The sequence below is a fragment of the Rhizobium oryzihabitans genome (assembly GCF_010669145.1).
In the GTDB taxonomy this organism is placed as follows: Bacteria; Pseudomonadota; Alphaproteobacteria; order Rhizobiales; family Rhizobiaceae; genus Agrobacterium; species Agrobacterium oryzihabitans.
The window spans coordinates 2,257,015-2,269,778 of sequence record NZ_CP048632.1 but is presented as its reverse complement, the minus strand read 5'-3'; the positions used below and the strand labels follow the sequence as shown (position 1 = coordinate 2,269,778).

The window sequence follows — 12,764 nt, the reverse complement described above, 5'->3', positions numbered from 1 at the left end:
TGCGTCCGACAATGCGCAAACAAGACAGCACGTCCGATGATTCCGTTTAAACCGGACGTGCTTTATGTCAGGCGGCCAGCATCTGTTCGATCTTTTCGCGGTTGATGCCCTTCTCGCCGATGATGACGAGGCGGCTGCGGCGCTCCTCACCGGCTGCCCATGGCCGATCGTAATAATGGTTGACGCGGCTGCCGACAGCCTGCACCTGCAGGCGCATCGGCTTGGCGGAAACTTCAACGAAACCCTTGATGCGAAGAACGTTTTCCGCAGCAGCAGTTTCCGCGATACGGGTGGCCAGTGCTTCCGGATCGGTCACGGCGGGCAGATCGATGACGAAGCTGTCGAAATCGTCGTGTTCGTGGTCAAGCTCGCCATCATGATGGGTGCGGCGGTTTTCGATATCCTCCTCCACCGCAAGGCCGAGACCAATCAGAACGGCGGGGTCGATTGCACCATTCGAGGCGACGACGATCTTCGCAGCCCGCGGCAGATGCTCGAGAATATGAGCCTTCGCCTTTTCCAGACCGGCGTGATCAAGGAGATCGGCCTTGGTGAGGACGATGAGATCGGCGCAGGCGACCTGATCCTCGAAGACTTCTTCCACCGGATCGTCGTGATCGAGCGCTTCGTCATTCGCCCGCTGGGCGGCAAGCGCTTCCATGTCATGCGCCACCTGGCCCTCTGCAAGGGCGGCACCGTCCACGACAGCCACCACGGCATCCACCGTTACGCGGCTCTTGATCGCCGGCCACTGGAACGCCTGCACCAGGGGCTTCGGCAGGGCAAGGCCCGAGGTCTCGATGAGGATATGCTCCACCTTCGGCTGGCGGCTGAGGATCTGTTCAATGGCCGGCTGGAAATCATCCGCGACCGTGCAGCAGATGCAGCCATTGGCCAGTTCGACGATGTTTTCCTCCGGGCAGCTCTCAATGCCGCAGCCTTTGAGGATTTCGCCATCGATGCCGATATCACCGAACTCATTGACGATGATGGCCAGTCGCTTGCCATCAAGCTTTTCGAGAAGACCGCGCAGCAGCGTGGTTTTTCCGGCCCCCAGAAAGCCGGTGACGATGGTGCAGGGAACGCGGTCCAGAAGGGTGCTCATGATCTCTCCTCGGTAAAATCGAATGGGGGAATGCGCGCCACCATGCCGCGCTTCAATGTATCGGGGCGGCCGCGCCAGGGCATCAGGCCATCTGCGGAGGCGGCCAGCATGCGCGCGCCGGTCAGCAGGTCTTCCGCATCGTCGGGCGTCAGCCCGCCAAAGACATAGGACCAGCCGTCGCCGCCGCGAAGCACGGCGCTGAGGCCGCGTTTGCAATTGGCAAGACAATTGACGGAACGGACGACAATGCCGGCTTCCTGCGCCGTTGCCATGACGGCATCCGCAAGACGTGCACCGGGTCGCGGCTCCGCATTGGGATCGGTTTCATCGCGACAGCTGCGGCAGACAAAAACGACGACGCCGGAGGCGTTTTCGCCTTCCGCCTCCGAATTCGCACATGAAGAGACCGCTGTAATATCCAAACCGTTTCGCTTTCCGCGCCTTTAAAAACTCATCGGGGTGCGGATGTCGAAAACGGCATGCGGAAAAGCGCAGAGCCGGCTGTTCGATCTGACCGACTGACCGGAGCACCCCGCCCGGCAGACGTTTTTCCTGAAACGGCAGGTCTCCTGGCTTGCGGCTTTAAAACACCCGGGCACCGCCTTCCCGAACCATCTTTAGAGGTTCAGTGGCTTTACGGTGCGGGCTTGCCGCTTACAGTTGCGGGGGCAGCCACGGAATGACCCCTGTCAGGGCGGAACCGTGTTCCCTCTTAGCTTTTCCCGTTGCCGGGAAAAGACCGTCAGTCCCTTACCCTTAGGCTGAACGGGCGTGGGGGTCAATGCCGCGGCCCGTTGGCTGGCCGCATTGCCGGGTGCGGCAAATTGGGTATAGTCGCCGCTCCGAAAGGCAGGGGCATCCGGCCCCGCGCCGCTGGACGAGAAGGAAAACGCGATGACACGCGACATCAGCGACAGCGAAGCCGAACGCCACCGGCAGAAAATGGTGAACCGCAAGACGGTTCAGGATGCCGAAGTCGCGGAAAAGACCATCGAAAAAGGTCTGCTGATGATCAATACCGGCCCCGGTAAAGGCAAGTCCACGGCGGCTTTCGGCCTTGCTTTGCGCATGCTCGGCACCGGACGCAGGGTCGGCGTGGTGCAATTCATCAAGGGCGCATGGTCCACGGGTGAACAGCAGGCGCTGACGCTCTTCGGTGACAAGGTCGTCTGGCGTACCATGGGCGAGGGGTTTACCTGGGACACGCAGGACCTGAAGCGCGATGTCATGGCAGCCGCAAAGGCCTGGGAAGAAGCCAAGGTCCTGATGGCTGACGAAACGATCGGCCTCCTGATCCTCGACGAGTTGAATATCGCGCTGCGTTACGATTACCTGCCGCTGGAAGAAGTCGTCGAAACCCTTTCCAGCCGCCGGCCCGATCTGCATGTCATCGTCACCGGCCGCAACGCCAAGCAACCGTTGATCGACGCCGCCGACATGGTGACGGAAATGACCCTCGTCAAACATCACTTCAAGGCGGGTGTGAAGGCGCAGGCAGGGATAGAATTCTGAGATGACTGCACGCGTGCTGATGTTTCAGGGAACCGGCTCGGATGTCGGCAAATCGCTGATGGTGGCCGGCCTTGCCCGTGCCTTCGTCAAACGCGGCCTGTCCGTCATGCCGTTCAAGCCGCAGAACATGTCGAACAATGCCGCGGTCACCGCCGATGGCGGCGAGATAGGCCGCGCGCAGGCGCTGCAGGCGCGTGCAGCGGGCGTTCCGCTGTCGGTTCACATGAACCCGGTGCTTTTGAAGCCGCAGAGCGAAACCGGCGCACAGGTGGTGGTGCAGGGTAAAATTGTCGGCAATGCCAAAGCCGCCGATTACCAGCACATGAAAGCCGGGCTGATGCCGCGCGTGCTGGAAAGCTTCGAGCACCTGAAACAACGGGCCGATCTGGTGCTGGTGGAAGGGGCGGGCAGCGCATCCGAAATCAACCTGCGCGCCAACGACATCGCCAATATGGGCTTTGCCCGCGCGGCCGATGCTCCCGTCATCCTGATCGGCGATATAGACAGAGGCGGGGTCATCGCCAGCCTCGTGGGTACAAGAACCGTTCTCGACCCCGACGATGCCGCGATGATAAAGGGCTTCATCGTCAACCGCTTTCGCGGCGATCCGTCACTGTTTTCGGACGGTATGCGAATGATTGCGGAAAAAACCGGCTGGGCGTCCATCGGGCTTCTGCCGCATTTTTCCGATGCTGCGAAATTGCCGGCCGAAGATGCTCTCGGGCTTTCCGGCCCGGCGCAACACAAGCCCGGCGCGAAGATCCGCATCGCCGTGCCGATCCTGCCGCATATTTCCAATTTCGACGATCTCGATCCCCTCGACATGGAGCCGGATGTGGAGTTGATCCGCGTGCGGCCGGGCGAGACCATACCCGCCGATTGCAGGCTGGTTCTGCTTTGCGGTTCGAAATCTACCATCGCCGATCTTGCCGTGCTTAAAAATGCGGGGCTCGATATCGACATCAAGGCGCATGTGCGGCGTGGCGGCTATGTTCTCGGCCTCTGCGGCGGATACCAGATGCTTGGAAAAACCATTGCCGATCCTGATGGCATCGAAGGACCACCCGCGACGGTGGAAGGGCTTGGCCTGCTGGATGTGACGACGGTTTTGACCGGCGACAAGAGGCTCGTCTCCGTGCAGGGCAGGAGTTTCGACGGAGTTAATTTATCCGGCTATGAAATGCATGTCGGCGAAACGACGAGCGTAACGGGCAATCTCCCGTTTTCGAACATCGACGGACATACGGAGGGCACGATATCGCCCGATTGCCGCATCTTCGGGACCTATATACATGGTCTGTTTGCGGATGATCGCCAGCGTGGTGCATGGCTTGAGCGGCTTGGTGGAGAAAGCACGGAACTGAACTACGAAGCGCAGGTGGACGCCGTTCTTGATCGTCTCGCGGCCCATATGGAATACCACCTCGATCTCGACAGACTGCTTTCTATAGCGCGATAAGGATCGCCAGTAACCCGAACAGCCCAATCAGCAAGAAGTCTGCGATCCGCGCCAATCGAAGCGCCGTGCGAATATCGCCGGCAACCAACGCCGTTCTTCCGCCTTCGCCCATGAAGCGGGCTTCGATCATCTGCCCACCGTAGGAACGTGGACCGGCAAGGGCGAAACCGAGAGCACCCGCAAGCGCCGACTCCGGCCAACCAGCATTGGGGGAGCGGTGATGACGCGCATCGCGGCGTATCGCGGCAATGGCTCCACCCGGCGATGCGCCTTTCACAAAAAATGCCGCAAGTACGAAAAGACCGCCGCTCAGCCTCGATGCCGGCAGATTGACCAGATCGTCCAGCCGCGCCGACGCCCAGCCAAAGGCTTCATGGCGCGGCGAGCGATGGCCAATCATGCTGTCAGCCGTATTGATCGCCTTGTAACCCGCACCACCCGGCAGCCCCAGAAGACCTAGCCAGAGGGAAGGGGCAACGATGCCGTCGGAAAAATTCTCGGCCAGGCTTTCGATCGCCGCCCGGCATATCGCGGCCTCATCCAGCGCCTGCGGATCGCGGCCGACAATCATCGAAACGGCTTTGCGGCCCCCCTCCACCCCCTCGCGCTCCAGTGCGATGGCGACGGCCTCCACATGCTGTTCCAGACTTTTCTGTGCCGGAAGCGACGCCCCGAGCACCGCAACAAGCAACAGACCGAAGGGGAGGAACATAAGAAGCGACTGCGCAAACCATGCGAGAAATACAGTCAGCCCTACAAAAACGACCAGAGCCACAACGCCGGCCGCCTTACGCTGCGAAAATGACGCGCTCTCCCGGTTCCATTTTTTGTCCAGCAGCGCGATAAGCGAACCGATCCAGGTGACGGGATGGCCGATGCGCTTGAACAGCCAGTCCGGATAACCGGTCAGGCGTTCGATCACGAGCGACAGGAAAGCGAGAGCAAAGAACATGGGCGAGACAGTACCAGAAAAGGCGCAGACTGCGATCCGTCACGGCGGCAATCTCGGCAGGGCGCGCCTGATGTTTCCTGAAGCGCCGGAACCGTGGATCGACCTGTCGACCGGGATCAATCCGCACTCCTACCCGCATTCGCCCATTCCCGCCAGCGCATTTGCCCGCCTGCCGGAGCCTGACGCAGCCGAAGAATTAAAAGGGCTCGCAGCTGCCTCTTTCGGCGCGCCTTCTGACCGGCATGTTTCGCTTTCTCCCGGCACCCAGATGCTGATGCCATTGCTGGCTCATATCGCGGTCCACCGCGGAGCGAAAAGCGGAGCCGTGCTTTCCCCCGCCTATGCCGAACACGCCCGAACCGCCCGAATGACCGGACTGACTGTGACCGAAGTGGAGGACATCAGCGGCCTGGCGGCATCTGATTATGCCGTGGTCGTTAATCCCAACAATCCCGATGGCCGCGTTATCGATCGCGAAGACTTGTTGTCCTTGGCCAAGACCATGCACCGGAAGGGCGGCCTGCTCGTGGTGGATGAGGCCTTCATCGAAACTGGAGGTGCCGAAAGCCTCGCAAATGCTGCCGATTATGAAGCACTGGTGGTGCTGCGCTCCTTCGGCAAGTTTTACGGCATGGCGGGTGTCCGGCTCGGTTTTGCGCTCGCACGTCCAGAGATCGCTGGAGAACTGGAGGCAAGGCTTGGCCCTTGGGCAGTTTCCGGCCCGGCACTGCACATCGCAGCGCAAGCTTTGACAGACAAGGAATGGCAATCGTCCATGCGTCTCCGTCTCGCGGAAGAGGCACGGCGTATGAATGGCCTGCTGGAAAAAGCGGGACTAACGATTGCCGGCGGCACGTCCCTGTTTACTCTGGTAAGGGACCACCGCGCCATTGACCTGTTCGATCATCTTGGCCGGCGCGGCATTCTGGTACGCGTCTTTGATGAAAGGCCGAACGACATGCGTTTCGGCCTTCCCGGTGCTGAAGAGGAATGGCAGCGCCTCGAAGAAGCGCTGTCATCCTTCTGATTATTCTTCGAACGTATAGGTCTCGATAGACTCCGGCTTCATTTCGATGGAGAAGCCAGGCAGTTTCGGCGGCATGTAAGCAGCATTTCTGATATCGCAGGGTTCGATGAAGTGCTCGTGCAGATGGTCGACATATTCGATCACGCGGCCTTCCTTGGTGCCGGAAACCACGAGGTAGTCAATCATCGACAGATGCTGGACGTATTCGCAAAGGCCGACGCCGCCGGCATGCGGCCAGACCGGCAGGCCGTATTTGGCGGCAATCAGGAGAACTGCCAGCACCTCATTGAGACCACCCATGCGGCAGCTGTCGATCTGCACGACATCGATTGCGCCTTCGGCGATGAACTGCTTGAACATGATACGGTTCTGGCACATTTCGCCCGTCGCCACTTTCACGGAACCGATGGCCGCGCGAATCTTGCGATGGCCGGCAATGTCGTCCGGGCTGGTCGGCTCTTCGATGAAGAAAGGCTTGGCAAAAGCAAGCTTCTTGACCCAGTCGATGGCCTGGTCCACTTCCCACACCTGATTGGCGTCGATCATCAGATAACGGTCGGGACCGATCACCTCGCGGGCGATGGTGAGACGACGAATATCGTCTTCCAGATCGCGGCCAACCTTCATCTTCACATGGTTGAAGCCGGCATCGATCGCTTCCTGGCAAAGACGGCGCAGCTTGGCGTCGTCATAACCGAGCCAGCCGGCCGAGGTCGTGTAGCAGGCGTAACCTTCGTTCTTCAGCGTCTCGATCCGCTCCTTCTTGCCACTTTCGGCTTTCTTAAGGATTGCAAGCGCGTCGTCGCGGCTCAGCACATCGGTCAGGTAGCGGTAGTCGACGATGTCGGCGATTTCTTCCGGGCTCATATCGGCAACGAGCTGCCAGACCGGCTTTCCCGCCTTCTTGGCCAGCAGATCCCAGACAGCATTGACGACCGCGCCGGTGGCGAGATGCATCGCGCCTTTGTCCGGGCCGATCCAGCGCAGCTGGCTGTCGCTCGTCAGATGCCGCCAATATTTGCCTGGGTTCTCGGTAACGGTCGCAAGATCAGTACCGACGACGAGATGGCGCATCGCCTCAATGGCCATGCAGCAGATATCATTGCCGCGGCCGATGGTGAAGGTCAGCCCGTGGCCTTTCAGTCCCGCCTCGTCGGTATCGAGAATGACGTAAGCCGCCGAATAGTCCGGGTCGGGGTTCATCGCATCCGAACCGTCGAGGCTCTGGGAGGTGGGGAAACGCAGGTCGAAAACACGCAGATCTGTAATTTTGGTCATGGCCGTTCACTCGCGGTCAGTGTCAAAGGAAATCGTTCAATTGTGGTGGAAGGTTTCTTCCATCATTGCCCACCACTCGCCTTCCTTTCGGCTTTCGAGCGGTTGCTGGCAGGGAATGGTGAAAGACCACCATTCCTTGTTCTTCGGGCTTGCGGCCATCTTCGCCATGTCGGCGCTGAAATCACTGCCGTGGTATTCCCAATAGCCGAACAGCAGATTTTCCGGCTCGCGCAGGAAGATCGTGTAGTTGCGGATGTTGCAGTCGCTGATCAGCGCCAGAATTTCGGGCCACACGGCGGCGTGCAGTCTTTTATATTCAGCAATCATGTCCGGTTTGACGCCGATGACCATGCCCATACGCTGCATGAAAAACTCCATTATTGCTTGATGGTGGCGAGCGCCGCGCGCAGCTTCGGTTGCAGCAGGTTCAATCCGAGGCGTTCTGCAGCAGCGATGATCGGGATGAAGCGACGGCGTTTCTTTTCATCATGATTGCCGGCGATGTCGGCGAGCCGATGCGCGAGAAAGGGATTTCTCAAACGCTCCCGCAGCACACCGATATAGGCCTGCGCCTCATCCCCCATGCCTTCCGCTGCAAAGACCGGCAGCACCTCGTCACGCCAGAGCGTTTCAAGATCGTCGACCAATGCATCATCGGCCATTGCGTAGCGAACCGTCTCGTCTTTTACGCGACCATCCCGCAACCAGCGCTCGGCAAGATAGGAATGGCCGAGATTGAGCAGGAATAGCTTCAGCTTTTCGTAGTGGTCCAAGTCGTCCGTCAGCACCATTGCCGGGTGGTCGCAGGGAAGGACGAGACCTTCCTGCTTTTCGATGGCCCAAAGTGCATAGGGTTCCGCCACCGCACCAACCGGATCGATTGGCTCGGATACGATGCGATCCACCAGGCTATTGGCGAAACGGCATTTTTCATTGAGGTAAAAGGCAAATCCCGCCGGCAATTGCCACTCGTCTGCAAGCTGGCGAACAACCGCTTTGAGGCGGCCGCCATTGCGCGGAACAAGCTCGCAGGGGAAGATCGACAGTGCCGCTTCCGGATTGGTCTGAAAACGCTCCAGCAACAGCACGCACAGCTTGGCCGGAAAGCTCTTCGGAACGCGCCTGAAATCGTCGGCAAGACCCGGTCCATCAGACGAATCCAGCTCATAACCGCGATCGCCGGTATTGGACAGAATGACTTCGGCCTCGCAGGCAATGCGTCGAACCTCGGCCCAGTCCGTATCCGCCGTCAGCGCCAATGCGACAGCCTTGCCGGAAATTTCTTCATCCACCTCCTGCCCATCGCGAATGCCGCGGATACGCACGGGATAGGGGCACCGCTATTCAGCGCCGCAACGCGCTTCAGGCTTTCCGCATTGCCCGTTGTCTGGACAATTGCGATGCGCCCCAGAGCTTCGCCTTTGTCCAACGCTTGCGAAATAAACAGATCCGCATGCGCGAGAAGAAAGCGGCTGGTGCCGAATTGCAGGATGGGTGTGTCAGGCGTCATGCGACCTCCACCATGCCCTTGATGACTCCGGCTTTCGGATCGGTCAGCCCGGCGAATTTGGCAGGCACATCGGCAAGCGTCATGCGATGGGTGATGAGGGCTTCCGGCACCTTTCCTTCCCGCAGCGCCTGCAACACCCGCTCGAAGTCCTCCGGCGTCGCATTGCGGCTGCCGAGCAACGTCGTCTCACGCTTGTGAAACTCCGGATCGTTGAAGGTAATATCGCTGGCGACGATGGAAACCAGCACATAGGAGCCGCCATGGCCGACAAAGGAAAAACCGCGCTCCATGGCTTTCGGATTACCGGTCGCATCGAAAACCGCATCGAAGAAATCGCCATCGGTAATATGTAACAGATGGTCCTTGTCACCCTCGCCGAGCGTGACCGTATGGGCAACGCCGAGATGTTCCTTGCAAAAATCCAGCCGGTCGGTGCGCCCGTCAATCATGGTCACTTCGCCGCCATCGAGAACGGCGAAAACCGCAACCGCCATGCCGATAGGTCCGGCGCCGACGACCAGAACCTTCTGCCCTTTTTCAACCGCGCCACGGCGCACGGCATGCGCGCCGATCGCCAGAAATTCCGTCATCGCCGCCTGATCGAGGCTGAGGCCCTCCGCCTTGAGCACGAACTTTTGCGGAACGCTCAGATATTCGACCATGCCGCCATCACGATGAACGCCGAGCACACCGATGTTGCGGCAGCAATTGCTCTTGCCCTTCAGGCAGGCGCTGCATTCGCCGCAGGAGATATAAGGGATAACGGTAACGACATCGCCTGCCGAAAGATGGCTGCCTTCCGGTGCCTTCTCTACCGTGCCGGAAAGCTCGTGGCCCATGATGCGCGGATAGGAAAGATAGGGCTGGTTGCCGGTAAAGATATGCAGATCCGTACCGCAGACACCGATGCGGCGAATGCGTACCAGCACGTCACCTTCGCCACGCACGGGTTTCGGCAGTTCCTTTGGGAGGAGTTGACCGGGGGTCTCGCAGAAAATTGCCAGCATGCATCACCTGTGGGAAAGGGAATAAAAACGAATGGCATTGCCGCCAAAGACTGCCGCATGGTCCTCCGCCGGGACGATATCGCGGCAGAAATCCAGCCATTCCTGATAATCGCCGGCCAGTCGCAAGACCGGCCAGTCGCTGCCGAAGATCACGCGGTTTCCGCCGAACAACTCCAGAATGGTTTCGGCATAGGGCCTGACCGCCTCCGGCCGCTGATCACCGCGCTCGGTCAAGAGACCGGAAAGCTTACAATGAAGGTTGGGAAGGGCCGCCAGGGCCGCCATATCTTTGCGCCATTCCCTATAGTGACCGGTGGCGATAAGCGGCTTCGCGCCATGATCAATCACAACAGGCAATTGCGGATGCCGGCGGGCAAAAGACAGGAGATGCGGCAGATTTGGCGGCAATACCAGCGCATCGAACACGAGCCTGTGTTTCACCAGCGCATCCACGGCGGGATCGAGCGCCGGATCGTCTATCCAGGCAACGTCCTCCATGCCTTGCAGCATCGGGCGCACGCCTTTGAATGCCGGGTGTTTTGCACGACGGGCGATTCCCACCGCCGCATCAACGGACTTCATGTCCACCCAGCCGACCACACCCCTGATGAAATCCGTTTGCTCCGCCAGTTCCAGCATGAAATCCGTATCGGCCGCGTCTTCCATCGTCTGCACCAGCACCGTGCCGGAGACCCCGGCCGTAACCAGCAGAGGCGACAGATCGGCCGGCAAAAAATCCCGGTAGATGGCGGAGAGAGACGGCGGCGGCCATTGCCCGACACGATCCTTCATCAGCCAGAAATGCTGGTGAGCGTCGATGATCATGGCCTCAGGCCTTTCCGCCGGGCACAGGCGCGCCTTCGGAGATCAGGCCGCGCTTTTGCAGCTCGACCCAGAATTCATCCGGGACCGCCTGTTCGAACCATTCGATGTTGGAGGCAAGCTGCTGCGCATTGCGCGCGCCGGAGACGACCGTGACGGAGGCTGGATGACCGAGCGGAAATTGCAGCGCGGCCGCCTGCAGGGAAACGCCAACTTCGTCGCAAACGCCCTGCAAGGCATCCACACGGGTGATGATGTCGGCAGGCGCGTCGGCATAATTGAATTTGCGGTTACCGGCCAGAATGCCAGAATTGAACGCACCGGCGACCACGATCGCAACGCCGGTTTCCGCGCAGCGGTTCATGAAGGCGAGGCTCTGCTGCTCGAGCAGCGTATAGCGGCCGGCGAGCATCGCAACGTCGATATCGAAAACATCCATGGCATCGCGGACGATTTCCCACTCGTTGACACCAAGGCCGATGGCGCCCGTCGACCCTTCGTCGCGCAGCTTGCCAAGCGCCCGGAAGCCGCCGCCGCTTGTCAGCTGCTCCCAGTAATGCTGCTGCTTCTCGCCATGTGTGTAGGAACCGATATCGTGCACATAAAGAATATCCGGCTTCAGAACGCCGAGCCGCTGCTGGCTGGCTTCGAAGGACCGCAGGATACCGTCATAGGAATAGTCATAGACCGGACGGAAGGGCAGGGGCGCAATATAGGCGTCCTCTTCCGGGCCAACGGTTGCATCCGGAACCATGACGCGACCGACCTTGGTGCTGAGCGTGTATTCACCACGGTCATGCTCCGTCACCATGGTTCCAAGACGGCGCTCCGAACGTGTGTACCCGTAAAAAGGCGCGGTATCGAAATAACGAATGCCGCATTCCCATGCCTTGTCGAACGCGCCTTTGGATTCCTCATAGGGCGTGACGCGGTAGAGATTGCCCATCTGGGCGCAACCAAGGCCCATCATGGTGACTTCGACGGCGCGGCGCGGCAATTTGCGGGTATCGGAGACTTTCATCGCGGGGCTTTCTGATTTTTAGCAGAGCGGGATGGCGAAAAGGTGTGTGCGGTTTTCGCCTGAAATCCCGCATCTCAAAATTTTGAGGCGCGCCGCCAAAGCGGCGCGCCGTCTTGCATCAGTAAAGAACGTTCTTGGCTTCCGGCTTCTCGATATTGTCCTTGGTGACAACAACGACGCCAGTATCGACGAACTTCTCGACCTTTTCCTTGTTGATGAGCTTGGAGATAGTCTCCACGCCCTTTTCGCCCATCTGGTAGGAACCCTGAACAACGATGCCGGCGAGCGTGCCGTCCTTGACGAAGCCCTGAAGGTCCTGGTTGCCGTCAAAACCGATGCCGACGACCTTGCCCGCCTTGCCAGTCTGGGCAAGCGCACGGCCGACACCGATGGCGGTGGGCTCATTGGCGCCGAAGATACCCTTGAGATCGGAATTGGCGGCCAGAACGTCGGTCGTCTGGTTCAGCGCCGTCGCCATCTGCGACTGCGAATAGAACGGGCCGACGATCTTCAGGTTGGAATTCATCTGGATGTAGTCGGTGAAACCACCGACACGGCCGATTTCCGAACCGGCACCGGCCACGTAAGACATGACGGCGATCTTGCCTTCCTTGCCAACCTTGTCGATCAGCGCCTGCGCTGCCAGTTCGCCGGCTTTCTTATTGTCGGTCGCGAGGAAGGACTGGTAATATTGCTCGGAACCCTGAGCGAGCTGCGAGTCGATCAGAACCACGGGAATGCGGGCTTCCCAGGCCTTCTTGACGGCCGGCACCAAAGCATCCGGATCGGAAGGGGCGAGGACAATGCCTGCGACCTTACGGTTGATCGCGTTTTCGACCATGTTGACCTGGTCGGCGATGGCGGATTCGGCTGCCGGGCCCTGGAAAGTCATGGTGTTGCCGGCAGAGTTCTTCATCGCCGCATCGGCGCCCTTCTGGACGTTCTGCCAGAAGGTGGAGTTGACGGTCTTGACGATGACGGCGATTTCGCCGGCCTGCACGGTGGAGACGCTCCACAGCGCGATTGCGGATGTCAAAAGGGCAGTCGCAATTTTCTTCATTTCTTCCTCCG

12 protein-coding genes, 1 pseudogene and 1 riboswitch are annotated in these 12,764 nt (G+C 59.8%); of the genes and pseudogenes, 3 read left to right on the top strand and 10 right to left on the bottom strand.

The window, feature by feature from the left end:
* Positions 1-67: 67 nt before the first annotated feature.
* The gene (cobW, locus tag G3A56_RS11765) at positions 68-1,105 is read right to left on the bottom strand and encodes a cobalamin biosynthesis protein CobW (RefSeq protein ID WP_082183247.1); all 1,038 of its coding nucleotides are present in this window, start codon (positions 1,103-1,105) and stop codon (positions 68-70) included.
* On the bottom strand, positions 1,102-1,527 hold the full coding sequence (locus G3A56_RS11760; RefSeq protein WP_082183249.1) for a DUF1636 family protein: 426 nt from the start codon (positions 1,525-1,527) through the stop codon (positions 1,102-1,104). Before G3A56_RS11760 ends, cobW begins: the two co-directional genes overlap by 4 nt.
* A gap of 120 nt (positions 1,528-1,647) precedes the next feature.
* A riboswitch (cobalamin riboswitch) is annotated at positions 1,648-1,864 on the bottom strand.
* A gap of 135 nt (positions 1,865-1,999) precedes the next feature.
* Between G3A56_RS11760 and cobO the strand changes: the two genes are divergently transcribed.
* Both cobO and G3A56_RS11750 read left to right on the top strand, forming a co-directional pair.
* Positions 2,000-2,617 (top strand): cob(I)yrinic acid a,c-diamide adenosyltransferase, encoded by a 618-nt coding sequence (gene cobO / locus G3A56_RS11755; protein WP_082183250.1) that lies wholly within the window; start codon positions 2,000-2,002, stop codon positions 2,615-2,617.
* A gap of 1 nt (position 2,618) precedes the next feature.
* Positions 2,619-4,076, top strand: a complete 1,458-nt coding sequence (locus G3A56_RS11750; protein ID WP_082183253.1) for a cobyric acid synthase — start codon at positions 2,619-2,621, stop codon at positions 4,074-4,076.
* Here G3A56_RS11750 and cbiB read toward each other — a convergent pair.
* A complete protein-coding gene (gene cbiB / locus G3A56_RS11745) occupies positions 4,063-5,028 on the bottom strand; it encodes an adenosylcobinamide-phosphate synthase CbiB (protein WP_082183254.1) in 966 nt (321 codons plus the stop codon). The two genes, G3A56_RS11750 and cbiB, sit on opposite strands and share 14 nt — an antisense overlap.
* Between cbiB and cobD the strand changes: the two genes are divergently transcribed.
* The gene (cobD, locus tag G3A56_RS11740; RefSeq protein WP_082183257.1) at positions 5,027-6,055 is read left to right on the top strand and encodes a threonine-phosphate decarboxylase CobD; all 1,029 of its coding nucleotides are present in this window, start codon (positions 5,027-5,029) and stop codon (positions 6,053-6,055) included. The genes cbiB and cobD overlap by 2 nt on opposite strands.
* Here the strand turns inward: cobD and G3A56_RS11735 are convergent, their stop codons facing one another.
* The 7 genes and pseudogenes from G3A56_RS11735 to G3A56_RS11705 form a co-directional block, all read right to left on the bottom strand.
* Positions 6,056-7,333 (bottom strand): L-fuconate dehydratase, encoded by a 1,278-nt coding sequence (locus G3A56_RS11735; protein WP_082183259.1) that lies wholly within the window; start codon positions 7,331-7,333, stop codon positions 6,056-6,058.
* A 36-nt stretch (positions 7,334-7,369) separates the two neighbouring features.
* On the bottom strand, positions 7,370-7,699 hold the full coding sequence (locus tag G3A56_RS11730) for an L-rhamnose mutarotase (protein ID WP_082184543.1): 330 nt from the start codon (positions 7,697-7,699) through the stop codon (positions 7,370-7,372).
* An 11-nt stretch (positions 7,700-7,710) separates the two neighbouring features.
* Positions 7,711-8,843 (bottom strand): annotated as a pseudogene (locus G3A56_RS11725) (mannitol dehydrogenase family protein).
* Positions 8,840-9,850 (bottom strand): zinc-binding alcohol dehydrogenase family protein, encoded by a 1,011-nt coding sequence (locus G3A56_RS11720; RefSeq protein ID WP_082183264.1) that lies wholly within the window; start codon positions 9,848-9,850, stop codon positions 8,840-8,842. The pseudogene G3A56_RS11725 and the gene G3A56_RS11720 overlap by 4 nt, the downstream one beginning before the upstream one ends.
* 3 nt (positions 9,851-9,853) lie before the next feature.
* A complete protein-coding gene (locus tag G3A56_RS11715) occupies positions 9,854-10,675 on the bottom strand; it encodes an amidohydrolase family protein (protein WP_082183266.1) in 822 nt (273 codons plus the stop codon).
* A gap of 4 nt (positions 10,676-10,679) precedes the next feature.
* Positions 10,680-11,693: an aldo/keto reductase gene (locus G3A56_RS11710; RefSeq protein WP_082183267.1), complete on the bottom strand. Its 1,014-nt coding sequence runs from the start codon at positions 11,691-11,693 to the stop codon at positions 10,680-10,682.
* Positions 11,694-11,811: 118 nt separating this feature from the next.
* On the bottom strand, positions 11,812-12,753 hold the full coding sequence (locus tag G3A56_RS11705) for an ABC transporter substrate-binding protein (RefSeq protein ID WP_082183269.1): 942 nt from the start codon (positions 12,751-12,753) through the stop codon (positions 11,812-11,814).
* Positions 12,754-12,764 lie beyond the last annotated feature (11 nt).